The 26,534-nt window shown below is 74.5% G+C and carries 23 protein-coding genes; 9 read left to right on the forward strand and 14 right to left on the reverse strand.

Translation table 11 applies throughout. The features are described 5' to 3' along the window. Positions 1-400: 400 nt before the first annotated feature. The gene (trpS, locus tag IF23_RS0128400) at positions 401-1,396 is read left to right on the forward strand and encodes a tryptophan--tRNA ligase (RefSeq protein WP_030288693.1); all 996 of its coding nucleotides are present in this window, start codon (positions 401-403) and stop codon (positions 1,394-1,396) included. Between the two features lie 203 nt (positions 1,397-1,599). Here trpS and proC read toward each other — a convergent pair whose 3' ends face one another. Continuing rightward, positions 1,600-2,409 carry a pyrroline-5-carboxylate reductase gene (gene proC / locus IF23_RS0128405; protein WP_030288695.1) on the reverse strand — a complete coding sequence of 270 codons (810 nt, stop codon included), beginning with the start codon at positions 2,407-2,409 and terminating at the stop codon, positions 1,600-1,602. A gap of 334 nt (positions 2,410-2,743) precedes the next feature. Between proC and IF23_RS0128410 the strand changes: the two genes are divergently transcribed. Next, positions 2,744-4,192, forward strand: a complete 1,449-nt coding sequence (locus IF23_RS0128410; RefSeq protein ID WP_030288696.1) for a M1 family metallopeptidase — start codon at positions 2,744-2,746, stop codon at positions 4,190-4,192. Between the two features lie 128 nt (positions 4,193-4,320). Here the strand turns inward: IF23_RS0128410 and IF23_RS0128415 are convergent, their stop codons facing one another. From IF23_RS0128415 to IF23_RS0128425, 3 genes are all read right to left on the reverse strand, one after another. Then, on the reverse strand, positions 4,321-5,127 hold the full coding sequence (locus IF23_RS0128415) for a class I SAM-dependent methyltransferase (RefSeq protein WP_030288701.1): 807 nt from the start codon (positions 5,125-5,127) through the stop codon (positions 4,321-4,323). A gap of 64 nt (positions 5,128-5,191) precedes the next feature. Further along, complete coding sequence (locus tag IF23_RS0128420) at positions 5,192-5,770, reverse strand: hypothetical protein (RefSeq protein ID WP_051739949.1); 579 nt, start codon at positions 5,768-5,770, stop codon at positions 5,192-5,194. 147 nt (positions 5,771-5,917) lie between these two features. Then, a complete protein-coding gene (locus tag IF23_RS0128425; protein WP_030288703.1) occupies positions 5,918-6,232 on the reverse strand; it encodes an SH3 domain-containing protein in 315 nt (104 codons plus the stop codon). Between the two features lie 188 nt (positions 6,233-6,420). Here IF23_RS0128425 and IF23_RS0128430 point away from each other — a divergent pair, with 188 nt between their 5' ends. Beyond that, positions 6,421-8,910, forward strand: coding sequence for a serine/threonine-protein kinase (locus IF23_RS0128430; protein ID WP_030288704.1), 2,490 nt, complete (start codon positions 6,421-6,423; stop codon positions 8,908-8,910). A 170-nt stretch (positions 8,911-9,080) separates the two neighbouring features. Next, a complete protein-coding gene (locus IF23_RS0128435; RefSeq protein ID WP_030288705.1) occupies positions 9,081-9,971 on the forward strand; it encodes a hypothetical protein in 891 nt (296 codons plus the stop codon). 19 nt (positions 9,972-9,990) lie between these two features. On the opposite strand, the gene IF23_RS0128440 is transcribed toward IF23_RS0128435, so the two are convergent. Together IF23_RS0128440 and IF23_RS0128445 are read right to left on the reverse strand one after the other, a co-directional pair. After that, positions 9,991-10,662 (reverse strand): hydrolase, encoded by a 672-nt coding sequence (locus tag IF23_RS0128440; protein ID WP_030288706.1) that lies wholly within the window; start codon positions 10,660-10,662, stop codon positions 9,991-9,993. A 175-nt stretch (positions 10,663-10,837) separates the two neighbouring features. Beyond that, positions 10,838-11,074 carry a hypothetical protein gene (locus IF23_RS0128445; protein WP_157848093.1) on the reverse strand — a complete coding sequence of 79 codons (237 nt, stop codon included), beginning with the start codon at positions 11,072-11,074 and terminating at the stop codon, positions 10,838-10,840. Positions 11,075-11,628: 554 nt separating this feature from the next. Here IF23_RS0128445 and IF23_RS0128450 point away from each other — a divergent pair. Further along, positions 11,629-12,555 (forward strand): MBL fold metallo-hydrolase, encoded by a 927-nt coding sequence (locus tag IF23_RS0128450; RefSeq protein ID WP_030288708.1) that lies wholly within the window; start codon positions 11,629-11,631, stop codon positions 12,553-12,555. Positions 12,556-12,637: 82 nt separating this feature from the next. Here IF23_RS0128450 and cseC read toward each other — a convergent pair whose 3' ends face one another. The 5 genes from cseC to IF23_RS0128475 form a co-directional block, all read right to left on the reverse strand. Continuing rightward, on the reverse strand, positions 12,638-13,939 hold the full coding sequence (gene cseC / locus IF23_RS0128455) for a two-component system sensor histidine kinase CseC (protein ID WP_030288710.1): 1,302 nt from the start codon (positions 13,937-13,939) through the stop codon (positions 12,638-12,640). Positions 13,940-13,947: 8 nt separating this feature from the next. Then, positions 13,948-14,664 carry a two-component system response regulator CseB gene (gene cseB, locus IF23_RS0128460; protein ID WP_030288712.1) on the reverse strand — a complete coding sequence of 239 codons (717 nt, stop codon included), beginning with the start codon at positions 14,662-14,664 and terminating at the stop codon, positions 13,948-13,950. 9 nt (positions 14,665-14,673) lie between these two features. Continuing rightward, the gene (locus tag IF23_RS0128465) at positions 14,674-15,315 is read right to left on the reverse strand and encodes a hypothetical protein (protein ID WP_211266213.1); all 642 of its coding nucleotides are present in this window, start codon (positions 15,313-15,315) and stop codon (positions 14,674-14,676) included. An 85-nt stretch (positions 15,316-15,400) separates the two neighbouring features. Further along, complete coding sequence (locus tag IF23_RS0128470; protein ID WP_078654326.1) at positions 15,401-16,006, reverse strand: SigE family RNA polymerase sigma factor; 606 nt, start codon at positions 16,004-16,006, stop codon at positions 15,401-15,403. A gap of 468 nt (positions 16,007-16,474) precedes the next feature. Next, a complete protein-coding gene (locus IF23_RS0128475) occupies positions 16,475-17,437 on the reverse strand; it encodes an HhH-GPD family protein (protein ID WP_030288717.1) in 963 nt (320 codons plus the stop codon). 380 nt (positions 17,438-17,817) lie between these two features. Here IF23_RS0128475 and IF23_RS0128480 point away from each other — a divergent pair, with 380 nt between their 5' ends. After that, positions 17,818-18,387: a pyridoxamine 5'-phosphate oxidase family protein gene (locus IF23_RS0128480; protein ID WP_107127046.1), complete on the forward strand. Its 570-nt coding sequence runs from the start codon at positions 17,818-17,820 to the stop codon at positions 18,385-18,387. Positions 18,388-18,472: 85 nt separating this feature from the next. Here the strand turns inward: IF23_RS0128480 and IF23_RS0128485 are convergent, their stop codons facing one another. Next, entirely contained in the window at positions 18,473-19,081 is a 609-nt protein-coding gene (locus IF23_RS0128485) for a phosphatase PAP2 family protein (RefSeq protein ID WP_030288721.1), read from the reverse strand. A 444-nt stretch (positions 19,082-19,525) separates the two neighbouring features. On the opposite strand from IF23_RS0128485, the gene IF23_RS34235 reads away from it, so the two are divergent. Both IF23_RS34235 and IF23_RS0128495 read left to right on the forward strand, forming a co-directional pair. After that, positions 19,526-20,344: a hypothetical protein gene (locus IF23_RS34235; protein WP_030288723.1), complete on the forward strand. Its 819-nt coding sequence runs from the start codon at positions 19,526-19,528 to the stop codon at positions 20,342-20,344. A gap of 220 nt (positions 20,345-20,564) precedes the next feature. Then, complete coding sequence (locus IF23_RS0128495; protein ID WP_030288725.1) at positions 20,565-21,554, forward strand: NAD-dependent epimerase/dehydratase family protein; 990 nt, start codon at positions 20,565-20,567, stop codon at positions 21,552-21,554. A gap of 123 nt (positions 21,555-21,677) precedes the next feature. Here the strand turns inward: IF23_RS0128495 and disA are convergent, their stop codons facing one another. Together disA and radA are read right to left on the reverse strand one after the other, a co-directional pair. Beyond that, complete coding sequence (gene disA / locus IF23_RS0128500) at positions 21,678-22,802, reverse strand: DNA integrity scanning diadenylate cyclase DisA (protein WP_030288727.1); 1,125 nt, start codon at positions 22,800-22,802, stop codon at positions 21,678-21,680. A gap of 131 nt (positions 22,803-22,933) precedes the next feature. Next, positions 22,934-24,346: a DNA repair protein RadA gene (gene radA / locus IF23_RS0128505; protein WP_030288729.1), complete on the reverse strand. Its 1,413-nt coding sequence runs from the start codon at positions 24,344-24,346 to the stop codon at positions 22,934-22,936. Between the two features lie 291 nt (positions 24,347-24,637). Here radA and IF23_RS0128510 point away from each other — a divergent pair, with 291 nt between their 5' ends. Then, positions 24,638-26,464, forward strand: coding sequence for a BACON domain-containing protein (locus IF23_RS0128510; RefSeq protein WP_245655143.1), 1,827 nt, complete (start codon positions 24,638-24,640; stop codon positions 26,462-26,464). Positions 26,465-26,534: the final 70 nt, after the last annotated feature.

Genomic DNA, 26,534 nt, shown 5'->3' on the forward strand with positions numbered 1-26,534 from the left:
CTCGGTGACGCATAATCACGTCGCGGTGTGAAATTCGGGCATGCCGAAATTCGTCCCGGTGAGGAGTCGTGCAGTAGTGGTGTGCCGCGATGCGGCGGACGGCTGCCACAGAACCGTTACAGCTGTGTGGCAACTCGGGGAACAGTACACGAGGCCCCTGGGTGCTTCAAACCTGGGGCGGGCCCCGGATTTGCGGGGTAGCTTGGCCGCCATGACCCCGCATGCGCACGTACAGCAGTGGTGGCTCGCCTGACGGCGGCCGACCACAGCGCATGCACGACCACGGCCGCCGCCTCGGCGGCCGTTCGCGTTTCTCCTCCCTCCCGCAGTCGGCCGTCGGGCCCGGTGGTCCGCGCGGCGCCGAACGGCGTGCGCGTACCGGATGGCAGGAGAGGACGACATGGCGAGGACGCGGATCTTCAGTGGGGTGAAGCCGACGGGGCATCTGACGCTGGGGAACTACCTGGGGGCGTTGCGGCGGTGGGCCGAGGTGGAGCAGTACCGGGCGGACGCGCTGTTCTGTGTGGTGGATCTGCATGCGTTGACCGTGGCGCACGATCCGGCGCGGGTGCGGCGGCTGACCCGGCAGGCGGCGACGTTGTTGCTGGCCACGGGGGTGGATCCGGAGCGGTGCACGGTGTTCGTGCAGAGCCAGGTGGATGAGCACGCGCGGCTTTCGTACCTGATGGAGTGCACCGCGTCCGACGGGGAGATGCGGCGGATGATCCAGTACAAGGAGAAGAAGGCGCGGGGCGGCGCGGAGGTGCGGCTGTCGTTGCTGACGTATCCGGCGTTGATGGCGGCGGACATCCTGGCGTACGGGACGGATGAGGTTCCGGTGGGTGAGGACCAGGCGCAGCACGTGGAGCTGACGCGGGATCTGGCGGTGCGGTTCAACCAGCGGTACGGGCCGGTGTTCGTGGTGCCCCGGGCGACGCGGCCACCGGTTGCCGCGCGGGTGAAGGATCTCCAGGAGCCCACGGTGAAGATGGGGAAGTCGCATGCCCGGACGGCCGGGATCGTCTATCTGCTGGACGAGGCGGAGACGGTGCGCAGGAAGGTGACGCGGGCGGTGACGGATGCGTGTCCGGAGGTCGGGTACGACCCGGTGGCGCGGCCCGGGGTGGCGAATCTGCTGGAGATCCTGGCGGCGTGCACCGGGGAGTCGCCCGAGGCGTTGGCCGGGGCGTACGGCTCGTACGGGGCGTTGAAGAAGGATGTGGCGGAGGCGGTGGTGGAGCTGTTGCGGCCGGTGCGGGAGCGGCATGCGGAGCTGGCCGCGGATCCGGGGTACGTCGACGGTGTGCTGCGGGACGGGGCCGGGCGGGCGCGGGCGATGGCGCGACCGCGGGTCGATGCGGCGTACCGGGCGGTGGGGTTGCTGCCGCCGGGGTGAGGGCGCGGCCTTGCGGGGCGCCTGTCCCTTTTACGGGCGGGGGCTCCCTTAAGGGCAGGGTTTCCCCTACGGGTCCGGGGCGCGGTCCCTGAGCGGGGTGTCCCCTACGGGTCGTTCCCGGCCCGTAGGGGACAGTCGCGGCCCGTAGGGGATCTAGGCCCGTAGAGGGCGGCCCCGGCCCGTAGGGGAAGTCTCGGCGGGGCTCAGCCGTTGCCCGAGGCGAGTTCGCGGCTGCGGTCGCGGGCGGCTTCGAGGGCGGCGAGGAGGGCGGCGCGGACGCCGTGGTTCTCCAGCTCGCGGATGGCGTTGATGGTGGTGCCGGCGGGCGAGGTGACGTTCTCGCGGAGTTTGACGGGGTGTTCGCCGCTGTCGCGGAGCATGACGGCGGCGCCGATCGCGGCCTGGACGATGAGGTCGTGGGCCTTGTCGCGGGGCAGTCCGAGGAGGATTCCGGCGTCGGTCATGGCCTCGACGAGGAAGTAGAAGTAGGCCGGTCCTGAGCCGGAGAGGGCGGTCGCGGCGTCCTGCTGGGACTCCGGGACGCGCAGGGTCTTGCCGACGCCCGCGAAGATCTCCTCGGCGCGGCGGAGGTGGTCGCCGGTGGCGTGGGTGCCCGCGGAGATGACGGACATGGCCTCGTCGACGAGGGCGGGGGTGTTGGTCATGACCCGGACGACGGGGGTGCCCGCGGCCAGCCGTTCCTCGAAGAAGGCGGTGGGGACGCCCGCGGCGCCGCTGATGACGAGGCGGTCGGCGGGGACGTGCGGGGCGAGTTCGGTCAGGAGGGTGCCCATGTCCTGCGGCTTGACCGTGAGGATCAGAGTGTCGGCGGCTGCGGCGGCCTCGGCGTTGGTGACCGCGTCGACGCCGTAGCGCTCGCGGAGTTGGGCGGCGCGCTCGGGGCGGCGGGCGGTGACCAGCAGGTCGGCGGGTGCCCAGCCGCCGCGGATCATGCCGCTGAGCAGGGCTTCGCCGATTTTTCCGGTGCCGAGTACGGCGACCTTCTGAGCCATGTTGCGCTTCACCTCGCCGGTGGTGGTGCCAGGGTGTGGTGCCGGTCCCCCGCCGGGTGGCCCGTCGCAATCCCTTACGGGCCGCGGCCGGGCGGGGTGGGGTGGCACGTCCTGGGGTTGCCTGGTTGCGCGGCCATCCTCGCACCTGGGGGCGGGCGGCGGCGGGGGCGTTCCGGGGTGCGGACGGGGGCCGCTGCGCCGTGCCGTACCGGATCTCTCCCGCCTCGTATCCGAAAAGTCCGTAAGGTCGAGGGTTCGTGATCATGGGGCCGGGTCGGGCGGGTGACCGCCGTGGTGGCGGCCCGCCCGTAGTCGGTTCCACGTCTGGAGTTCTGTGAAGCGCCGGTCCGTTCTCTCCCGCCGTGCGGCCGTTGTGCCGTGCGCCGCGCTCGCCGCCGTCCTGCTGGTGTCGTCCTGTACGCAGGGGGCGGTGGCCACGGGGTCGGTGGGGGCCGGTGGGGTCGGGGACCCGCTCTTTCCCTCGCTCGGGAACGGCGGGTACGACGTAAGCCACTACGGGCTGGAGTTGGCGTACGACGTGGCGGAGGGGCGGCTCGACGCGACGGCGCGGATCACGGCGAAGGCGACGCGGGACCTCCGTGCGTTCCGGCTCGATCTTCAGGGTCTGCGGGTCACCTCCGTCCGGGTCGACGGGGCCACGGCCGGGTTCTCCCGTAAGGGGCACAAGCTGACGGTGCGTCCGGCGGAGGGGCTGCGGAAGGGCAGCACGTTCCGGGCGACGGTGGCGTACGACGGGGCGCCGCAGGAGATGACGGATGCGGACGGGGCGTCGGAGGGGTGGGTGAAGACGCGGGACGGGGCGTTCGTGTCGGGGGAACCGGCGGGGGCGATGACGTGGTTCCCGGGGAACAACCATCCGTCCGACAAGGCGGCGTACGACATCCGGATCACCGTGCCGCGCGGGTACACGGCGGTCGCGGGCGGGGAGTTGCGGTCGAGCGTCACCTCCGGGGGCCGGACGACGTTCGTGTGGCACTCCGGGGAGCCGATGGCGACGTATCTGGCGACGGCGACGATCGGGCGGTTCGATGTGCACCAGTCGCGGACGGCGGACGGGTTGCCGCTGTACGTCGCGGTGAACCCGAAGGAGGCGGCGGGCAGCCGGAAGGCGCTCGACCGGTTGCCGGAGGTGCTGGCCTGGTCGCGGAAGCTGTTCGGGCCGTATCCGTTCACGTCGGCGGGGGCGATCGTCGACCACACGCCGGAGCGGATCGACTGGGTGGCGCTGGAGACGCAGACGAAGCCGGTGTACGCGGGCGCCCCCGATACGTCGACGGTGGTGCACGAGACGGCGCATCAGTGGTTCGGGGATTCGGTGACGCCGCGGACCTGGGCGGACACCTGGCTGAACGAGGGGTTCGCGCAGTACGCGGAGTGGTTGTGGGAGGCGCACGAGGGCGGGCGCACGCCCCAGGAGCGGTTCGATGCGCTGTATGCGCTGGAGGATGACGACGAGGACGAGGTGGACGGCGTCACGTACGAGGAGTTGTGGGAGTTCCCGCCGGGGGATCCGGGGTCGGCGGAGAACGTGACGGGGACGCCGGTCTACGACCGGGGCGCGATGGTGCTCCAGCAGCTGCGGAAGGCAGTCGGTGACCAGGCGTTCTACCGGATTCTGCGGGAGTGGCCGGCCGCGCACCGGCACGGGAACGCGGATTCCGAGGAGTTCATCGACTTCTGTCAGGAGCGGACGGACGTGGATCTGACGGATCTGTTCGACGACTGGCTCTACGGGGAGGGTCGGCCGGACTGGGAGTACTGAGCGGTCGGCCCCCGGGTGGGGTGGGTGCGTGCCCCGGGTGGGGTGGGTGCGTGCCCCGGGTGAGGTGGGTGCGTGCCCCGGGATGCGTGCCCCGGGATGCGCGCCTCGGGGCCCGGACCGCCCCCGGTTCAGGCGTCGGTGCGTCGGACGGCCGTGAGGTGGAGCGCGTACGCCTCCTCGACGGTGCCGTCGGGGAAGACCTGCCGCAGCTCCGCGTCCTCGTCCGCGAGTGCGGGAGCGGCGGCGGGGCCGAGGGCCGCGAGGTGGGAGCGGCTGCCGAGCATCGCGAGGTGGGTGGCGAGCGGGACCCGGCGGGTCCAGTGGAGCAGCCGGGTCGCGGGGCGCAGCCGCGGTCCGGGGAGGGCGGCGAGGACGTCCGGGGCGGTGTCGGCGGCGTGGTGGCGGTGGTAGCCGGGGAGGCGGCGGGCGAGGCGGGCTTCCTGGGCCGCCTGCCAGGGGACGTCCGGGTCGGGGACGTTCCACCAGAGGGCGAGGGTGCCGCCGGGCCGCAGCACCCGTAGGGCCTCGGGGACGGAGCGTTCCGGGTCGGTCCAGTGCCAGGACTGGGCGTAGGTGACGAGGTCGAAGTCGGCGCCGTCCGGGAACGGCAGCGCCTCGCCCCGGGCGCGGACCACCGGGAGCGCCGGGTGGGCGCGGTGCAGTTCGGCGGCCATCGCGGCGCTCGGTTCGACGGCCGTCACCCGGGCGCCGCGGGCGGCGAGCGCGGCGGTGGCCAGGCCCGTACCGGCGCCGACGTCGAGCACCCGGGCTCCGGCCAGCGGGCGGCCCGCCAGCTGCTCGACGGCGTCGTGGAGCGACGGCGGGTAGCCGGGGCGGGCGGCGGCGTACTGCGCGGCGACGGTGTCGAAGGAGCGGGCCCGGGTCTCGTGGGAGGGCGTCGGCGGAAGCGGGTCCGGCCGCGGGTCGTGTGTCATGGGGCGCGCCTTTCCGGACGAGGGGGCGGGCCCGTACGGGTCGGGCCCGGACAGCCCCCGGATGCTATTTCCGCTTCCCCTTGGGGGACTTCGCACTCGGTCCGTTCTTCGGGCGCTTCGCCGCCGGGTTGCCCGTACGGGCGGTGCGGCGGCGTTCGTGGCGGGAGCGGGCGGCGGCGTACTCGGCGCGGTGCAGCTTCTCGCCGGGCGCCTCGACGAGGCTGCGGCAGAAGTAGGCGAGCAGCGAGCCGAGGAAGCCGATCAGCAGGAGGCTCTGTACGGAGCGGTCGGCGGCGCTCGCCGATGACGGGTCGGGGCGGCGGACGAACCCGTCCCAGGTGCGCCGGAACGCGAGCGCGCTGCAGACCGCGAAACCGGCGATGACCAGCACCGTCACCAGCGGACCCACCTCGCCGATCGCCAGGCCCTGGAACGCGAACCGCAGCACGACCGCACCGGCGAGGGTGGCCAGCAGCGAGCCGACGGCGACGGCGACGCGGCGCAGGGCGTAGCCGCGGTCGTGGTGGAGCCAGCAGGTGCCGAAGAAGCGGATCGGCTCCGGCGTCGGCCCGCCGTCGGCCGGGCCGGTGCCGGGTCCGGGGGCGCGCTCCGGGCCGCCGGGGGTCGTCCGCTCGTCGCTCATACCTCGATTATCGCCGTCCGCCCGGGGCGCCACGGAACCGCGGGTCGCCCCGGGGAGCGGACCCCGGAACGCCCCTGGAACGCCGGGCGCCCGCCCCGTACGGGCCGTCGGCTCACGTCCCGTACGGGGCGGGCGCCCGGCGCCGGGTCACGACGTGCAGTGCGGCGCCACGAAGCCGCTGCTGCCGGTCCGTACGTAGCTGTCGGAGACATAGCCGCCGCCCCCGATCGCGTCCCAGATCTCGGAGACGCCCGTCGGGCCGGAGACGCGCTGGCCGTAGCGCTGGCAGCGGATCTGGACGGACGAACCGGCCGGGAGCTGGCGGACGACCGGGGTGGCGGTGCTGGGGCCCTGGCGGACGTTGACGCGGTAGCCGGGGACCAGCGGGTAGGACGTCGCGGCCGCGGCGAGGGGCTGGACGTCGCCCGCTGTGGCGTCCGACAGGTCCTGGATGTCGCTCATCGGTGTACTCCCCCGTGGAGTGCGCGCGTCGCGCGCGGTGGTGCGCCGTACCCGGGTGGCAGGCGCCTGTGCACCGGGCACGCTAGCAAGCCTCGTACGTCTCGTACGCGCCATCGACTAGGCTCCGCGCGTACCCCTGCGCCCTGTGGACGCGGGGTTCGGCACGGCGAAGGACACGGGGGTGGACGATGTCGCCGCTGCGGGATACCGGCGTGGAGCCGGAAGCGGAACATCCGGGATATGCGGGGCAGTACCGGCTGGAGGCGCGGCTGGGCGCGGGCGGGATGGGCGAGGTGCACCTCGCCCGTTCGCCGTCGGGGCTGCCGCTCGCGGTCAAGGTCATCCATGCGGAGTTCGCGCAGGATCCGGAGTTCCGGGGGCGGTTCCGGCAGGAGGTGGCGGCCGCCCGGCGGGTCAGCGGGGCGTTCACCGCGCCCGTCGTGGACGCGGACCCGGACGCCGACCGGCCGTGGATGGCGACGCTGCACATCTCCGGGCCGACCCTTGCCGAGCAGGTGAAGCGGAACGGGCCGCTGCCGCCCGGTGAGGTGCGGGCGCTGGCCTGCGGCCTCGCCGAGGCGCTGCGCGACATCCACCGCGCCGGGGTGGTGCACCGCGATCTGAAGCCGAGCAACGTCCTGTTGGCGGCGGACGGTCCGAAGGTCATCGACTTCGGGATCTCGCGGCCGTCCGACAGCGAGATGCGGACCGAGACCGGAAAGCTCATCGGGACGCCGCCGTTCATGGCGCCCGAGCAGTTCCAGCGGCCGCGGGAGGTGGGTCCGCAGGCGGACGTCTTCGCGCTGGGGTCGGTGCTGGTGCACGCCGCGACGGGCCGGGGGCCGTTCGACTCGGACAGCCCGTACCTGGTCGCGTACCAGGTGGTGCACGACGAGGCCGATCTGGACGGGGTGCCGGAGGAGTTGACGCCGCTGATCGCCGCCTGTCTGGCGAAGGATCCGGCGGACCGGCCGACGCCGCGCGCCCTGATGGACCGGCTGCGGACGGATCTGCCGACCGAGATCCATCTCGACCTGTGGGAGCGGCTGGCCGAGGGCGGCCCGTCCGACACCCCGGTGGGTCTCGCGGCCACGCCGCGCATTCCGGGGCAGGCGGGGCCGCCCGACGATTCGCTCGTTCCGGGGAAATCGGGGACGCCGGGACGGGCGCCCGCTGCGGGATGGCCCGCCGCGGACGCGCCGTCCGCGGCGGTGACGCACGTACGGGATGCCCTGCGGGACGTGACGGAGGGGGAACCCGGCGCCGGGCCGGAGGATGCGTTCCGGGGTGGAACGGAGTCCGGCGCGGGGCCCGCGTTCCAGGGTGGAACGGATCCGGATGCCATCCCGGGTACCGCGTTCGGGGGTGGAACGGAGTCCGGTGCCGGAGCCGCGTTCCAGGGTGGAACGGATCCGGATGCCGAGGCTCCGGCGCGTCCCTCGGACGGGGTCCCGGGGGCGGCGCGGCGTCCGCGTCGGCGGCTCCTCATCTGGGCTGCTGCCGCGCTCGCCACCGCGCTGACCGGCGGTTTCGTCATCGTCCACGCCGCGTCCGGCGACGGGACACCGCGCCGTCCCGCGGCCTCCCCCAGCACCGCGTTCCACCCCTGGCGTACGACGCTGCTGCCGCGTCCCGCCGGGTACGAGGCGGAGATGCCGGCGTGTGCGGCGGGGAGCGGCGGGGCCGTGTTCTGTACACAGCGCGGGGTGAGCGCCGCCCGGCTCGACCCGGCGACCGGCACGGTGGTGTGGCGCCGCGCCGCGCCGCCGCCGGGGAAGACGGACACCGCGCCGCCCGCCCCGCAGCTCTCCGGCGGGCTGCTCTACGTCACCTCCGCCGACCGCACCGAGCTGAGCGCGCTCGACCCGTCCGCCGAGGGCCGGGGCCGTACCCGTTGGTCCCTCGACCTCACCGCCTACCAGGGCGGCGCCGCCGTCGCCGGGAACACCGTCCTGCTGACCGCCGCCGACGGCACCGTCACCGCCCTCGACAGCGCCACCCACCGCACCCGTTGGCACCGCGCGTTCGCCGGGCACGCGCTGCCCTCGTTCCGGACGTACGGGGCCGACTCCCGTACCGCGTACGCCGCCGAGAACAGCGCCGACGGCACGTCCACGCAGGTCACCGCGGTCGACCCGGCGTCCGGCGAGGTCCGCTGGCACGCCCGGCTGCCCGGGATGCTGACGGTCGCCGGGGCGGGCGCCTCCGGGTCGCTCTATCTCACGGTCGGTGAGCCGCAGCTCGTCTCCCGGACCACCGCCGTCGTCCGCTACGACCCGCAGGCCCGGCGCAGCCGCCGGTTCCCGCTGGCCGCGCCGCTGGACGGGGTGCTCGCGGCGGTGCGCGGCGAGACGGCGTATCTGCTGGCCGAGGGCGGTGCGCTACAGGCTGTCGGGGCGCGGACGTGGGACGTCGAGACCTCCGTGGCGCGCGGCTCCGCGCCCGTCGTGACGGCCGACGACCGGCTGTACTTCTCCTCCGCCGACGGCCGTCTCCTCTCCCTCGACGCCCGGAACGGTGAACTGACCGGTCAGACCCCGCCGCGCCTCAAGGCCACCCGCCACCACGGTTTCCTGGAGACCGTGCCCGCGCCCGCGCCGTACGGCGACCGGGTCTTCGGGGCGTCCCCGGACGGCACGGTCCTCGCCGCGGCGGCGAAGGACCCGGCCTCCTGGTGACCGGCCGTTCCACCGTCGGTCCCGGGTCGGCCCGCCGTCCCGACCGCCGTTGTGCACCTGACGGCGTGCCAGGGACGGTCCGTCGAGCATCCGAAAATAGGCAATGAACGCGTAAAACCGACTGCTAATGTCGCGAGTTCGGCTCTTTCGGATTGATACGAGGACTTCCTATGAGTGTGCCCGCTCCGCCCGGAGACCAGCAGCCCACCGGCAGACCCGACGGCGCCGGGCGCGACCCCTGGGCACCGCCGCCGCCCGGGGCGGAGCCGGTCGGGCCGGCGCCGTATCCGGTGGTGGCTCCGTGGGGCGCACCGCAGCCCCGTAACGGCATGGGCATCAGCGCGCTGGTGCTCGGCTTCACCGGTGTCGTGCTCGCCGCCTTCATCGTGCTGTTCTGGCTGGCGTGGCTGCCCGCGGTGCTGGCCCTGATATTCGGCGGCATCGGCATCTCGCAGGCGCGCAAGGGCGTGGCGACGAACCGGGGGATGGCGCTGGCCGGTGTGCTTCTGGGCGGCCTCGGGCTGCTGATCTCCACCGCGAGCCTGATCTTCACGGTGGTGCTCGTGGACAAGGCGATCGACCACGCGCGCACCGAGATCAAGGAGGCCAAAGCCTCCGCGCAGGCGTCCCGGAAGGCGGAGGCGGCGGCGGAGAAGGCCCGCCACCTGGCGTTCGGGGAGACGTACACCTTCTCCGACGGGCTGAAGGTGACGGTCGGCAAGCCGGTGCCGTTCACACCGGACGAGTTCGCCAACGGGCACGCCGAGGGCAACAAGGCGATCGAGGTCACCGTCACCGTGGTCAACACGGGTGAGAAGCGGGTGCGGATCAAGACCGGGCTGCCGGACGTCAGCGACGCGGACGGCGCGTCGGCGGAGTTGGTGATCGACGGCAGCGGGCGGCAGAAGGTCCTCGACGGCTATGTCCTGCCGGGGCGGACGATGGTCGGCGCGTACGCGTTCTCGCTGCCGCCGAAGGCCGCCGGGAGGGCGGAGGTTGAGTTCAGCCCGGACGCGATGGAGTTGGACGACGCGTATTGGAGCGGGCGTCTGGGGCACTGACGTCCCACGGGGAGCGGGCTCAGTGGAAGAGGGTGCCGGTCCGCTCGCCGATGGCCTGTTTGCGGCGGAAGTAGTCGTTGATGATCGTGCGGTAGAGGTCGGCGTCGGGGCGGGCCCAGTTGCGCATCAGCTCGCAGCCGAAGGCGAGTGAGGTGATCGGCCGGGCGCCTGCCTGTGTCATCCGCTCGATCGCGGTGGCGTGGGTGACCGGCGAGACGCCGCCGACCGCGTCGATCACCGGGTAGATCTCGAAGCCCTCGCGGAGCATGTCCAGGGTGGGGAAGGCGAGGCAGACCTCGGTCCACAGTCCGGCCATGACGATCTTCCGGCGGCCGGTCATCCGTACGGCGGCGCGGAAATCGGCGTCCTCCCAGGAGTTGACCCCGGTGCGGTCGATCTCCGGGACGCCGGGCAGCTCCGCGGTCAACTCGGGGACGGTGGGTTTGTTGACGCCCATCCCGACGGCGACGGTGCTCAGCACGGTCGGGATCGCGTAGGCGCGGGCCAGTTTGGCCAGGGTGACGGCGCCGAGGTCGATCTCCTCGCGGCTCGCCGAGCCGACGGTGGCGTACTGGCCCTCCTGGTAGTCGATGAGGACGACGGCGCAGTTGTCCGGGGTGAGCAGGGAATCGGCGGCCGGGTCCCGAACCGGCTCGGGGTCCGTTTTGGCGTGCGCGGCATCGGCGGTCATGACGTGTCCCTTCCGTGTCCGGGGCGGTACGGACGGCGCGGGCGGAGGTCGGCGAGCAGACCGCACCGGGCCGCCCCGCCTTCCCCAGCGTCTCAGGAACCGGGCGCATCCGCTCGGGCCCGACCCCGCACCGGACCGCGCGGCAGGCGGGCCGAGGCGGTCCCCGCGCTCCGCCTCAACCCTTGGCCCAGTCGGGCCAGACGAACTCGTCACCGGGGTAGCCGGGCTCGGCCGGGTACCAGGCGGCGAAGAACGGCTTCAGGTCCTTGCCGGAATGCTGTTCCAGGGACGTCCGGAACGCGTCCCAGGCGGTGGGACGCCCGGCGTGGGCGGGCAGCCGGTCCTTCAGCGCGCGCTCGAACGCCGCGTCCCCGACCAGCCGCCGGAGCGCGTACATGCTGACGTCGCTCACGGTGTACACGCTCGGCTGTTCCCACCTGATGGCCTTCACCCGCTCCCGGTACCTCGCGACGAGGTCCACGTCCCGGAACGGCTTCCAGCCAGGCCCACTGGAGAGAGGTGGGGAGGGTCTCCGCCACGTAGTCTCCCGGGTCGGAACGGCTTCCAGCCAGGTGTGGGCCGGCTCGTGGGCCAGGACGTCCTGGGGGGGGTGGGACGCGTTCCCTCGCCGTCCGCGTATTCCAGGGCCATGGAAATGGTGTTCCCACCGCCGGGACCGCTCCCGGGGCCGACGCCGTGGCCGTCGCCGCGACTCCCGGGGTGGAGAGCAGGGTTGCCGCCGTCACGGCGGTGGCACAGAGGTTCTTTCGGGCGCTCATGGCCCCGACCCTGGGAAGGCGGTGTGCGCGCGGGATTCGCGGCGGATGACGCTTCCGTGACGGGGCCGCCGCCCAGGGCGCGGGCGGACCCGCAAGGGGCCAACCCGTAGGGGAGAAGCCGCTCTTGAGGGTCTGTCGCCGCGGGGCCCGGGCTCCCCCATACTGGGCGGCGACGACAGGAGAGACCATGGCATCCACTGTCCCGAGCCCCTACTCCAGCGCCGTCCACTGGCCCGTGGGGGAGGCGACCCTGACGGCCCTCAGCGACGGGTTCTTCGCCGCCGATCTGGCGACCGTCCTCCCGCGGTTCGACACCGGGGAGGCGGCGCGCCTCCAGAAGGCGTCGCACCGGCCGGAGTGCGCCGCGCTCACCCACACCATGTACCTGCTCCGCGGGCCGGGGCACGGGCCCGCGCTGGTCGACGCGGGCATGGGGCACGGCTGGGGCCCCACACTCGGGCAGCTGCCGCGCGCGCTGGCCGGGACCGGCGTACGGCCCGAGGAGATCGAGACCGTACTCCTCACCCATCTCCATCTGGACCACGCGGGCGGCCTCGTCACCGCCGACGGCGACCCGCTCTTCCCGCGCGCCGAGGTCGTGCTCGCCGCCGAGGAGCTGGCGTACTGGCTGCCGGACGGCGTCGGTACGCCGGTGCCGGAGCCCGCCGCGGGGCTGCCGCCGTGGGCGCCGGAGATCACCCGCGCCGGTGCGGCCCGCGCCCTGGCGCCGTACCGGGAGCGGATCCGGACGTTCACCGGCGAACGCGGCGTCCTGCCGGGCCTCACGGCGTTCCCGCTGCCCGGCCACACACCGGGCCACTACGGCTACCGGCTCACCGGCGGCGGGCGGACCGTCCTTCTCGTCGGCGATCTGCTGCATCTCCCGGCCGTCCAGGGGCCGCGCCCCGACGCCACCGTCGTCTTCGACGTGGACGCCCCGGCCGCGGCCCGCACCCGGGAGGCGGTGCTGCGCGGCGCGGCGGCGGACGGTGCGCTGCTCGCGGGCGCGCACACGGAGTACCCGGGGCTGAGCCGGGTGGAACGGCACGGGACGGGGTACCGGCTCGTCCCCGAGCTGTGGATCAGCGCGATGCTGGCGGAGGCGGGACCGTGAGGAACGAACGGTGCCCGTAGGGGGAACGGTGCCCGTAGGGGACGGCCGGTGCCGCCCGTAGCTGTTACGGGACGGCCGTCCCTCAGCGCTCCGGCAGGTGGATCACCGGGAAGCTGCCCGTGGCCGTCGGGGCGTTCTCCGGGAGCCAGAGGATGGCGACGGCGCCGGTCGAGCCGTCGCCCAGTTCATCGGCGTTGCGGAAGGTGAGACGGGCCCCGAGGACCCGGGCCTGACCTGCGGCGATGGTCAGGCCGAGGCCATGGCCGCGGCCCGCGCGGTCGCTGCTGCCGGTACGGAAACGGCTCGGGCCCTCCTTGAGCAGCGCCTCCGGGAAGCCCTTGCCGTGGTCGCGGACCCGGATGATGCGACCCTCGACCATGACGTCGATCGGCGGTTTGCCGTGCCGGGCGGCGTTGGCGATGAGGTTGCCGAGGATGCGTTCCAGGCGGCGCGGGTCGGTGGTGACCTCCGCGTCCCGGACGATCTCGACCCCCACATCGGCGTTGAGGGCCCGCACCCGGCGGGCGACGAACTCACCGAGCGCCACGTCCTGGAGTTCGGCGCGCTCCGCGTACCCGTCGAGGCGCGCCACCTCCAGCACGTCCTCGACGAGGGTCCGCAGCACCTGCGCCCGGTCGCGTACCAGCTCCGAGGGGCGGCCCGGGGGCAGCAGCTCGGCGGCGGTGAGGAGGCCGGTGACGGGGGTGCGCAGTTCGTGGGCGATGTCGGCGGTGACCCGGCGTTCCGCCTCGATGCGCTGCTGGAGCGCATCGTTCATCGCGTCGACCGCCCAGGCCAGATCGTCCGTCTCGTCCCGGATCCGGCCGCCGACCGCGTCCCGGATCCGGACCGAGGTGTCACCGTCCGCGAGCTTCCCGGCGGCGGCCGCGGCCTTCCGCAGCCGCTGCGAGAGACGGCCGCCGACCAGGACGCCGAGCGCGCAGCCGCCGACGACGACCGCGGTGGAGCCGACGAGCAGCGCCTGGTCGAGGTCGTCGAGGACCTTGAAGCGGTCGTAGTAGCGGCCGTGCATCGACAGGACCCGGCCGCCGCCGAGCGGGGAGGCGGCCCACACCTCGGGGGCGGCCTCGCCGTTGTCCTGGAGGTAGGTGGCGCGGGTGTTGGTGAGGACTTCCTTGCGCAGCTCCGCGGGGATCGCCGGGTCGTCGATCTTGGCGCTGAACAGCAGCTGGCCGGTCGACTCGTAGATCCGCTGGGTGGAGTTCAGCCGCTCGATCTGGACGTCACGGCTGTTGTCGAGCATCGAGGCACGCGCCGCGTTGTGCACGACGAGGCTCAGCGCCACCGCCACCAGCGCGCCGACCAGCGCGATGGCGGCGCTGAGCTTCCACCTCAGCCCCGTCCGCAGGGGGAGCCTCAACACCTGGCGCGTCAGCCTCTCAGCTTGTAGCCGAAGCCGCGGACCGTCTCGATGCGGTCCTGTCCGATCTTGCCGCGCAGCCGCTGGACGTGGACGTCGACGACGCGGGTGTCGCCGCCCCAGCCGTAGTCCCACACCCGCTCCAGCAGGCGGTCGCGGGTCAGAACGGTGCCGGGGGCGTCGGAGAACTCCAGCAGCAGGCGCATCTCGGTCGGCGTCAGCGCGACCGGCTCGCCGCCCTTGCGGACCTCCATGCCCTCGGTGTCGACCTCCAGGTCCCCGAAGCGGAGTATCGCCTCGGCGGGCCCGGCGTCGGCGCCGGACGCCTGGCCTCCGCTACGCGCGTCGGGGCCGCTGGCGTGGCCGAAGCGGCGCAGCACGGCGCGGATCCGGGCGACGAGGACGGCGCCGTCGAACGGCTTGGTGACGTAGTCGTCGGCACCGGCTTCCAGACCGAGGACGACGTCGATGGAGTCGGCGCGCGCGGAGAGCATGATCACGGGGACGGTGGACTCGTCCCGGATGCGGCGGCAGAGGCTGACGCCGTCCAGACCCGGGACCATCACGTCGAGGAGTGCGATGTCCGGCCGGTCGGCGCGGAACGCCTCCAGCCCGGCGAGGCCGTCGGGCATCGCGGTGACGACGAAGCCGTCGCGTTCCAGGGCGAGTTGGGTGGCCTCGCGGATGACGTCGTCGTCCTCGACGAAGAGCACATGGGTGTCGGCCATGCCGTTGTCTCAACCCTCCGATGTGTCGTCGTCTTCGGGCCCGGGGCCGTCGACGGTGGTCTTGCTGTAGTCCGTGTGGTAGCGGTCCAGCTCCGCGAAACGGTCGTGGGACCAGCGGTAGGTGGTCACGTCCTCACCCGACGGGCAGCACACCTTGTCGCCGGTGCCGTAGGTCTGCTTGGAGACCTCCAGGTCCCCCTTGTTCACCCCGGCGGAGACGGACGGCTGCTCATCGCTGAACACGTTGTCATACCCGTCGCCGCCCGCGGCGCTCTTGCGGTAGACGTAGGCACCGATACCGATGGAATCCGCGCAGGTCATGACGTTGACGATGACGTCGGGCGCCTTGCTGCCGGTGACTGAGGCGTACGTCACCTCGACCGGGTACGCGTCCGCGACGCAGGGCTTGGCGAGGGTCCGCTTCACCTCGCCGCTGACCTTCGCGTCGCTCTTCAGCAGCGCCACCGCGTCGACCTTCTTCAGCGAGGCGCCGGAGGTGGGCGTGGGGTCGGCGGAGGGGGCGTGGCCGGGGGCGGGGGCGGTGCTGGTGGGCGTGCCCTCGCTGCGGACGCCCTCGCTGCCGGGGTGGCAGCCCGCGAGCAGCAGACCGAGCGCGGCCACCCCCGCCGTGGCCGCGCCGCCTGTGGTCAACCCGCCCGTGGTCAACCTGTTCCTGGTCAATCCGCTCCTGCTCACCGTGCTGTTCGCACAGCCGCCGTTCCTGATGCCGTACCGGTCAGGCCGCGCACCGGTCCCGCTCCGTCTCGCCGCGCTCCAGCATGCGCGCGTCGATGTCACGGTCGGCCAGCTCCTGGCGGAGCCGGGCCAGGGCCCGGTGCAGCGTGCTCTTGACGGTACCTGTCGACATGCCGAGCGCGGCAGCCGTCTCCTCGGTGCTCATCTGCTCCCAGTGTCGCAGCACGACGACGCTGCGCTGCTTGGGTGCGAGCACCCCGAGGATGTCCATCAGGAGGGCGCGGTCGGCGCGCTGCTCGGTGCCGTCGTCGACGCTGGCGTCGGGCAGCTGCTCGGTGGGCACCTCTTCCAGCTTCCGCGCCCGCCACCACTCGGTACGGGTGTTGATCATGACGCGGCGGAGGTAGGCGTCGGCCAGCGACTTGTCCGCGATGCCGTCCCAGCGGCCGTACGTGCGCACCAGCGCCGTCTGCAGGAGGTCCTGGGCGTCCACGGGGTCGGGCACCAGCCTCCGGGCACTGCGCAGCAGGGCCTCCTGCCGCGTCCGTACGTACTCCTCGAAGTCCAGTACCTTGCCGCCGCTGGTCGCCATCCCGACGCCTCCGCTCCGCTTGCGAATCCCCACGTTGACCGTGCCGGTGGTCATCTCCGGCACGAGGAGGACGCTACGGAGGGGGTGTTGCGGCGCAATGTGCGTCGGCACCACAGGCAGTGCACGGAAATCCGTCGGTTGTGTAACAGCGGGCCAGGGGTCCTACCAGGGACGGACGGCGGGTCCGAAATGCGTCATCCTCCGGACGGACGGGGGCCGCCGGAGGTACGGACGGGCCGGAACGGCGGGGTGCGGGACCTGTGACGTCCGGGACGGGACGGGCCGTTCCGAGAAGGGTGCGGGACCGTTCCGGGAAGGGTGCGGGGCCGTTCCGGAACGGTCCGCGGGCTCCCCCTGGAACGGTCCGGCCGTTCCCGGAACGGCGTCCCGGGCATTCCAGGCACCGCGTCCCGGGCGTTCCAGGCGTTCCAGGTCACCGCGTCCCCGGGAACGGCGGAGGGACGCGCCCCCGGGACGCGTCCCTCCGTACCGACCCGGTCCGGCGGCCGGATCAGGCGGCCGTCAGGTGCGCGGCAGGCGGTAGCGACCGCCGGGCAGCGGTTCGACGAGACCGTCGGAGACCAGGCCGTCCAGGGCGCGGGCCCGCTGCACCGGCTCGTCCCACACCGCGTCCAGCGCCGCCTGCGGCACCGGCGCCAGCGCCTCCCGCAGTACGGCGAGGAGCTTGCCGCGGACCTGCCGGTCGGTCCCGGCGTACGTCTGGGTGCGGCGGGCCGGGCCCTCGTGGGGCGGGGAACCGGCCAGCTTCCAGGCGCACCGGGCGGCGATCGGGCACCGTCCGCACTCCGGACTGCGCGCGGTGCACACCAGCGCGCCCAGCTCCATCGTGGCCGCCGCCCACTTCGCGGCGATCCGCTCGTCGCCCGGCAGCAGCGCCCGGGCGAGCTTCCGCTCGGCGGCGGTGGTGGCGTTCGGCGGGAACTGGCGGCCGGTGACGGCGCGGGCGAAGACCCGCCGCACATTGGTGTCCAGCACCGCGTGCCGCTGCCCGTACGCGAAGGAGGCGACGGCGGCGGCGGTGTACTCGCCGACCCCGGGCAGCGCCAGCAGCTGGCCGTGCTCGCGCGGGACGTCCCCGCCGTGGCGTTCCTGTATGGCCAGCGCCGCGGCGTGCAGGCGCAGTGCCCGGCGCGGGTAGCCGAGGCGGCCCCAGGCGCGGACCGCCTCGCCGGGCGCCTCGGCGGCCAGGTCGGCGGGGCGCGGCCAGCGGGCCAGCCACTGTTCGTACACCGGCAGCACGCGGCTGACCGGCGTCTGCTGGAGCATGAACTCGCTGACCATCACGCCCCAGGCGCCCGCCTCGGGGCGGCGCCAGGGCAGGTCGCGGGCGTGTGCGTCGAACCAGTCGGTGACGGGGGCGTGGAGCTGGGACCCGTCGGACCCCTCCGAGGCCGGTACGGCGGCGGAGGGCAGGGAGGCGGCGGAGGGCGGGACCGTGGGGGTGGTGGCGGGGATGGAAGTCATGGCCCGACGATCCTGGCACGGGCGCACCCACCCATGAAACGCGCCGGGCCCGCACCACCGCACGCCCACCCGCACGCGGGAGGCTCGGTACGTACGGGTGGCGGCTTACCGGGGGTAGGGGCTGCCGCCGGACCCGGGGCGCGAGGCGGCTCCCGGGTGCGGCCCCCGGGACGGCCCGGCGGTGCGGAGTCCGGCCCGTTCGCCGGGTGCGGTCCCCGGGACGGCCCGGTGGTACGGGGCCCGGCCCGTTCGCCGGGTGCGGCTCCCCCGGGGCGCGCCCCCGCCCGCGGACGGTCCGGCCGGGGCGGCAGAGTGGAGGGACGGGCGGCGGCGAGCCGCGCGCCCGGCCGGTGCGGCACCAGGATCAGGAGACGGCGACGATGACCACGTACGAGGCGGACGGGCCCGAGGGCGGGGCACCCGGGGGCGGCGGGACCGGCGGCACGGGCCCGGGGTCCGGCGGCGAGGCCGCCGCGGCCGGTTCCGGGGACTGCCCGGCCGGGATCCGGCAGGCGCTGGCCGCCCACACCACGCTCACGCTCGCCTACGCGGACGACGACGGTCCGCAGGCGTGCGCGGTGCTCTACGCGCCGGGCGGGGACGCCGCCGCGCCCCTGCTGTACTTCGTCACCGCGCACTCCACCCGGCACGGGCGGGCGCTGGCCCGGCCCGGCGCCCGGGTGGCGTTCACGGCGCAGCGCGACGGTCAGGAGTGGAGCGGGCTCACCGGGCTCCAGGGGCGCGGCGGGTGCCGGGAGCTGACCGGCGCCGCGCGGGCGGCGGGGTGGGACGCGTACACCGGCCGGTTCCCGTTCGTCGCCGGGGACGCACGGCTGCGCGGGGCCCTGGAACGGACCGCGCTGTGGGAGCTGCGCCCGGACTGGCTGCGCCTGATCGACAACGGCCGGGGCTTCGGCCACAAAGAGGAGTGGCGGCCCCAGGGCGCCTAGGGTCTCCGGCCCGTACAAAAAGGAGTGGCGGCCCCAGGGCCCGTAGCCCTGTGCCGCCACCCGGTGCGCTCCCCCGTTCCGCCGGTCAACCGGCCGCGTGCGACCCCCGGCGCGCCTCGACCAGCGGCTTCAGCGGTCCGGTCCGCAACTTGATCACCAGCGCGGTCATCGGACCGGCCAGCGCCAGCACACAGACCGCCGCGATCACGGCGCCGAAGAGCAGCCCGGCGGCGACGTCGTGCGGGTAGTGCACGCCGACGAAGACCCGGGAGAAGCCGGTCAGCAGCGCCACCGGCACCGCGAGCCAGGCCGCCGCCCGCCAGGCGATGAAGATCCCGACGGCGAGGGAGGCGGCGATCACCGAGTGGTTGCTCGGGAAGGACCAGTCCCCCTCGGGCGGACAGGTGGCGATCGACGCGGCGGCGTGCGCCACCGCCCGGCACGGCCGCTCCTCCTGGACGAAGCTCTTGAGGATCTCGCTCAGGAGGTAGGCGACGGCCGTGCCCACCGGCACCAGCACGGCCAGCGCGACCGCACGCGGTTCGAGGCGCCGCGCCCGCCACCAGCCGAGGACGGCCACCGCCATCAGGAGCAGAATCCCGCCTTCGGTACCGGCATCGGCGAAGGAATGGACCCACCCAGGGGTGCCGTGCGCGAAGTCGGTGACATCGCGATAGAGGTCGGTGCTGTTCATGAGGGCAGACGGTACGTAATGCCGGGCCCTTAGCGCATCTGGCGTACGGCTCCGGGACCCCCCGGCCAACGCCGGGCGCCCGTTCGGTGACCGTTCGGGAACGGCGCGGAACGGACCGCCACGGAAGGCGCGGGACGGTACGGGGCCCGGGATGTTCCGGCGCGCGGTCGGGCCCCACGGGGGAGCGGCCCCCTGGAACGGCGGCGGAAATGCCCCGGAATGCACAGGTCAGGCCCCTGGAACGGCCCCGACGGCGCCCAGGCGGGCCGTTCCAGGGGCGTCCCCGGAACGCCTCCGGCACCTCTCCGGAACGCCTCCCATACGTCCCGGACCGTGTCCCGTTCCCGCCTCCCGTCCCTCCACCGGAACGATCATGAGAAAAGTTGCCGTTTCGTGCGGCGGGTACTGGCCGGTGCCGGGGGTGATCTCTCGTAGAGTTTCCGCGTGGGATCTCTGCGCAATCCGATCGGTCCGCTCCCCTCCTCCATCTACTGGCGGCGGAGAGCCGTTGCGCTGGGCATCTTCGCGCTGCTCGCCCTCCTGGTGGTGTGGATCCTCAACTGGGGCGGCGGCAGCGGCCCCACCGACACCGAGGGCAAGGGCGCCGCGGACCACGGCCCGGCCGACGCCATCACCCCAGGCCCCTCCTCCACCGGCCCCGCGATCAGCCAGAAGCCCGGCGGTCGCGACGAGTCGGGCTCCGGCGGCGGAGGCGGCAACGGCACGGGCGGCTCGGGTTCCGGCTCCGGGGACTCCGGTTCCGGCGGCGCGGGCTCCGATGACGCGGGCTCCGGCGGCTCCGGCAAGGGCCCGATCGGCACGGGCACCGGCGGCGCGCCGGTGGCGGCCGGTTCCTCGCTGCCGAGCTGCTCCGGCAGCAGCGTCGAGTTGACGCTGCGCAGCGTCAAGGACTCCTACCACCCCGGGACGAAGCCCGAGTTCGAGCTGACCGTCAAGAACACCGGCGGCGCCGACTGCAAGGTCGACCTCGGCGCGAAGGCCGCGGTGCTGACCATCACCGACACCACCGCCGACGACCCGGTGTGGGCCTCCGACGACTGCCCCAAGAGCGCCACCGCCGCGCTGATGAAGATCCCCGCGCACGGCGCCGTCACCCGCACCGTCACCTGGGACCGCCGGGCCGGCGGCCCCCAGTGCGCCACCCCGAGCGCCGCCACCGTGCCCGCCGGCAAGTACCGCGTCGAAGCCGCCGTCCCGGGCCTGACCGCGGTGCACACGGAGTTCACGCTCGCCAAGGACTGACCGCCGCGGGACGGCCGGGCCACCGCCCCGACCGTCCCGCCCGGGCCTCCCGCCTCCCGCGTTCCAGCCGCTGACCTGCGCGTTCCAGGTCCCGGGCGGCGTATCCCACACCCCGTCACCAGCCCCTCGGACCTGGGCACTCCGCTTGTTCCGCCCACAGAGGATTCGCTGAGAGCATGCGCCGCCGGTGGGCCGCCGCCGCGCGGGGCACAGTCACCGCATGAAGCTACTGATGCTGGGTGGGACCGAGTTCGTCGGCCGGTCGGTCGTCGAGGAGGCGCTGGGCCGGGGCTGGGAGGTGACGGTCTTTCACCGCGGGCGTTCCGCGCCGCCCACGGGGGTGGAGGTGCGGATCGGTGACCGGAGCGTCCCGGGCGGGCTGGCGGCGCTGGAGGACGGCAGCTGGGACGCGGTCGTCGACACCTGGAAGGGCGCACCGTCCGCCGCCCGGGAGGCCGCCCGGCTGCTGTCCGGCCGCGTCGGACGCCATCTCTACATCTCCTCCCGCTCGGTCCACCCGTTCCCGTCCGCCGCCGGACTCGACGAGGACGGCCCGGTGGTCGACGGCTCCCCCGACGACACCTCCGACGACGACTACGCGCGCGCCAAGCGGGGCGCCGAACTGGCGGTCCAGGAGGCGTTCGGCGACCGGGCGGTGCTGGCCCGCGCCGGGCTGGTGCTCGGGCCGTACGAGAACATCGGGCGGCTGCCGTGGTGGCTGGGCCGCATCGCCCGCGGCGGGCCGGTCCTCGCCCCCGGGCCGCGCGAGCTGCCGCTCCAGTACATCGACGCCCGCGACCTCGCCGTATGGGCGCTGGACGCACTGCGCGACGGGATCCCCGGCGGCGCGTACAACCTGGTCAGCCCGACCGGTCACGCCACGATGGGCGAACTCCTCGACGCCTGTGTCCGGGTGACGGGCTCGGACGCCGAGCTGCGCTGGGCCGATCCGGACGCGGTGACGGCCGCCGGGATCGAGCCGTGGACGGAGCTGCCGGTGTGGCTGCCGCCGGGCGAGCTGCACGACACGCTGCACCGCGGCGATGTGTCGAAGGCGCTGGCCACCGGCTTGCGGTGCCGTCCGGTGGCGGAGACGGTCGCCGACACCTGGGAGTGGCTGCGGTCGATCGGCGGCACCGCCCCGCTGCACCCGGGACGCCCCACGCCGGGCCTGTCACCGGAGAAGGAGGCGGCCTTCTGGGCGAAGTGACGCGCGGTCGGACGGGCCGCCGCGCACAAAAACGGCCGGGCGGACGAGCGGAAGCCCGTCCACCCGGCCGGACGCGGGAGCCGGGGCCCGGGCCCGGACGCGGATGCCCCGGGCCCGCCCCCGTCAGACGTACCGTTCGAGGATCGACGACTCGGCGAGGCGGGAGAGGCCCTCGCGGACCGAGCGGGCGCGGGCCTCGCCGACGCCGTCCACCGCCTGGAGGTCGTCGACGCTGGCGGCCAGCAGCTTCTGGAGGCCGCCGAAGTGGTCGACGAGGCGGTCGATGACCGCGCCGGGCAGCCGCGGCACCTTCGCCAGCAGCCGGAAGCCGCGCGGCGAGACGGCGGAGTCCAGCGTCTCCGGCGAGCCGCTGTACCCCAACGCACGGGCGACGGTCGGCAGTTCCAGCAGCTCGGTGTGGGTGAGCGCGTCCAGCTCCGCGAGCGCCTCGGGGACGGTGCGGGAGCGCTTGGCGGTCGGCTCGGGGACGTAGTCGCGCGCGACCAGCTCGCGCTCCGGCTCGACCCCGGCGATCAGCTCGTCCAGCTGGAGCGTCAGGAGGCGGCCGTCGGTGCCCAGTTCGACGACGTACTCGGCGATCTCGGTGGCGATCCGGCGGACCATCTCCAGGCGCTGCGCGACGGCGGAGACGTCCCGGACCGTCACCAGGTCCTCGATCTCCAGGGCGGAGAGGGTGCCGGCGACCTCGTCGAGGCGGAGCTTGTACCGCTCCAGCGTCGCCAGCGCCTGGTTGGCGCGGGAGAGGATCGCCGCCGACTCCTCCAGGACGCGCCGCTCACCGTCGACGTACAGGGCGATCAGCCGCATCGACTGGCTCACCGAGACGACGGGGAAGCCCGCCTGGATGGAGACGCGCTGCGCGGTGCGGTGGCGGGTGCCGGTCTCCTCGGTGGGGATGGAGGCGTCCGGCACCAGCTGCACCCCGGCGCGCAGGATCTTGCTGATGTCCTTGTCGAGCACGAGCGCGCCGTCCAGCTTGCACAGTTCGCGCAGGCGGGTGGCGGTGAACTCGACGTCCAGCACGAAGCCGCCGGTGCACATCGACTCGACGGTCTTGTCGAAGCCGAGGACGATCAGTCCGCCGGTGTTGCCGCGCAGGATGCGCTCAAGTCCGTCACGCAGGGCCGTACCGGGGGCGACCGCGCTCAGCGAGGCGCGCATCAGGGCGTCGGTACCGGAACCCCCGCCGGACCTGCCGGGAGACGATGCCCGGTCGTTGGCTGCCACTGCACTCCTCCGTCGCAAGGTCTGTCGGTCCGCAGCCGCCCGGCCCCTGCCGTGGTGTCCTGCGGCGTATCAGGGAGCGTACGTGTCCCGGCGGCAGGACTGCGGAGGGGCGGGCGGGACCGGGGCAGAGTCTACCGGCGGACCTCCTCCTCCTGCGGGGCCGCTCGCCGGGGCCGCTTGGGCAACACCCGCAGCGCCTCACCGACGTCGGCGACCTCCAGCACCCGCATCCCGTCGGGGATCTTGCCCGGATCGGACGGCACCAGCGCATGGGTGAAGCCGAGCCGCGCCGCCTCGGCGAGCCGCCGCTGGACGCCGGTGACCCGGCGGACCTCCCCGGCGAGCCCGACCTCCCCGATGGCGACGAGGTTCTTCGGCAGCGGGGTGTCGCTCGCGGCGCTGGCCAGGGCGAGCGCCACCGCGAGGTCGGCGGCGGGCTCGGTGAGCTTCACCCCGCCGACGGTGGCGCTGTAGATGTCGCGCTTGCCCAGGGCGCTGATCCGGCCGCGCTGTTCGAGGACGGCGAGCATCATCGAGACGCGGGAGGTCTCCAGGCCGGAGGTGGTCCGCCGGGGCGAGGGGATCTGCGAGTCGACGGTGAGCGCCTGCACTTCGGCGACGAGCGGACGGCGCCCCTCCAGGGTGACGGTCAGACAGGTGCCGGGCACCGGCTCGGCGCGGCGGGTCAGGAAGAGGCCGGAGGGGTCGGCGAGCCCGGTGATGCCCTCGTCGTGCAGCTCGAAGCAGCCGACCTCGTCGGTGGTGCCGTAGCGGTTCTTGACGCCGCGGACCAGCCGCAGCCGGGCGTGCCGGTCGCCCTCGAACTGCAGGACCACATCGACGAGATGCTCCAGCAGCCGAGGGCCCGCGATGGCGCCGTCCTTGGTGACATGGCCGACGAGGAGGGTGGCCATTCCGCGCTCCTTGGAGGCGCGGATGAGGGCCCCGGCGACCTCGCGGACCTGCGCCATGCCGCCGGGGGCGCCGTCGATCTCCGGGGAGGCGACGGTCTGCACGGAGTCGAGGACCAGCAGCGAGGGCTTGACGCTGTCGAGGTGGCCGAGGACGGCGGAGAGATCGGTCTCGGCGGCCAGGTAGAGGTCGTCGCTGAGCGCGCCGATGCGGTCGGCGCGCAGCCGGACCTGGCTCGCGGACTCCTCGCCGGTGACGTACAGGGTGCGGTGCGCGTCGGACGCCGCCTTGGCGGCGACGTCCAGCAGGAGGGTGGACTTGCCGACGCCGGGCTCCCCGGCGAGCAGCACGACGGCGCCCGGGACGAGGCCGCCGCCGAGCACGCGGTCCAGCTCGGGCACGCCGGTGGAGCGGGCGGTGGCCCGGCGGCCGTCGACCTGGCCGATCGGGACGGCGGCGGTGGTGACCCGGCCGGGCGCGGTGGTGCGGACCGCCCCGGCGCCGCCGGTCTCCTCGACCGTGCCCCACGCCTGGCATTCGGGACAGCGCCCGAGCCACTTCACGGTGGTCCAGCCGCACTCGGTGCATCGGTAGGAGGGACGCTCCTTGGCCGACGTTTTACGGGTTGCCATGACGTCACCGTAGCGGCGGGGTGTGACAGCGGGGGTCGGCGGCGGTCGGCCGGGGCGACGGCGGACCGCCCGGCCCGGACCGCCCGGCCCCCTCGTCTCCGGCGGGTCCGGTGTCCCGGAGGAGAGGCGGGAAACGGTCCGAGGGGCCCGCCCCGGCCCCGTCACGTTCGGGAGGCTTGGGCGGAACGGGTGGTTCATGTCCCCTTTTGAGTGAGATGCTCACTCGTTAGGGTTGAATGTGCGGCCAGACGGCCAGTGCCGCTGGATCATCGCCCTACCGTCGCCGGGGTGATGAGCAGGCCCGAGCACCCCACGCACACCACCGGCGCACACCGGTCGCGCAGCGGCGCTTCGCATCGGAGCAGGCCGCAGCACCCCGGCCGACCGGTGCCCTCCGACCGTCCCGAGCAGGCCGTCCGCCCCGAGCGGTCGGTCCGCGTCGCCTGGCCCGTCCTGGCCCCGCCCCCGGGGACCCCGGGCGCTCCGGGCGGCCAGCCGCATGCCGCGCGTCCCGGTCCCCCCGGCCGTCCCGGGCATCCCGTCCGGGCCGCGGGCTACGAGCCGTATCTGGACGGGCTGTTCACGTACTGCCTGTCCGTGCTGTGCGCGCACGGCGCGGCGGCGGCGGTGCTCGGGGAGACGCTGGCGCTCGCCGAGCGGCAGCACGGCAGACGCCCCGACGACCCGGGTCTGTACCGCCCCTGGCTCTACGCCCTGGCCCGTTGGGCGTGCCTGCGGCGGCTGGCCGATCCCAGCGCGCCGGACCCGGCGGCGGACCCGGAGTCCGGGCGGCGCGAGCTGGCCCGGTTGGCGTGGCCCGAGGCGGCGGGGATGACGCCGGAGCAGCGCGAGGCGCTGGAGCTGTCGGTCCGCCACCGGCTGCCCGCGGCGGAGGTGGCCGCGGTGCTCGGCACCGATCCGGTCGCCACCCGGGCGCTGCTGGCCACCGCCTCCTGCGAGGTGGAGCGGACCCGCGCGGCGCTGGCCGTGGTGGAGCGCGGGCACTGCCCGGACGTGGCGCGGCTGGCCGGTGGCACCCGGATGCTGCTGGGGGCGGTGCTCCGGCGGGAGCTGGTGCGGCACGTCGACGACTGCGCCGAGTGCCGCGGCACCGCGGAGTGCGCGACGGCCACCGGTCCCTGGCCGGGCACCGCACCCGCGGCCCGGGGGACGCTGCCGCTGGTCGCGGCGCCCCGGGAGGCGGTGTTCGGGGCGCTGGCGGCGGCCCGGCGGACGCGGTCCGGGCGGGCCGAGGGGGTCGCCGGTTCGGGGGTGGCGTCCGGTGCGCGCCGGACGGGCCGCAGCGGTGGGGCAAACGGTTCTCCACGCTACGACCGCCGGGGCTTCCCGGTCCGTGCGACGGATCTGGCGGCCCGCCGGATGCGGCTGCGCAGCCGCGCGATGACGACCACGATCGTCGCCACCGTGCTGGCCGCCCCGGTGCTGGCCCTGTGGGCGGCGTACCGGGGCGCCCCCGCACCGGGTGAGGCGGAGAGCGCGCCCCCGGTGACGGCCGTCGACTCGGACAGCGGGCGGTTGGACGGCCGCCCGTACGAGAACGCCGGGAACGCCGGGACGCCGCCGCGCCCGGCGGCGTCGGCGTCCGAGGTGCCGGGGGAGGTGACGGCGCGGGTGACCGGCGCGGACGGCGGGCGCGCGCGCCGGTCGACCGGCCCCGGGCGGCTGACCGTCACGGCGCAGCCGCGCGGCGCGACGACCGTGATCACGCTCAGCGCGTCCGGCGGCGCCCCGGTGCGCTGGACGGCGGCCGCGGGCGCCCCGTGGCTCCAGCTCAGCCGGACGGCGGGGGAGCTGGAGCCGGGGCGGAGCACGGCGGTGACCGTCGCCGTCGACCACGACCGGGAGCCGGACGGGCCGTGGCGGACCCGCATCGTCATCGGGCCGGGCGCGACCGCCGTCACGATGGAGGGCCGGGGCGGCGACTCCCCGGGCCAGGGCCGTCCGCGCCCCACTCCCCCGGCGCCGACGCCGCCCCGTCCGACCACCCCGGCGCCGCGGCCGACCCGCCCGTCGCCGACGCCTCCGACGTCACCGGATCCCACCCCCACCGGCCCGACGCCGACGGATTCGTCGACGCCGGTGGCCACCGTGCGGTAGTCGGCGGAAGGCTGGAACGGGCAGGTCAGCGGCTGGAACGGCGGGGTGGAACGGCCGCGTCGCCGCGGGC

This window comes from Streptomyces catenulae (genome assembly GCF_000718015.1).
Taxonomy (GTDB): Bacteria; Actinomycetota; Actinomycetes; order Streptomycetales; family Streptomycetaceae; genus Streptomyces; species Streptomyces catenulae.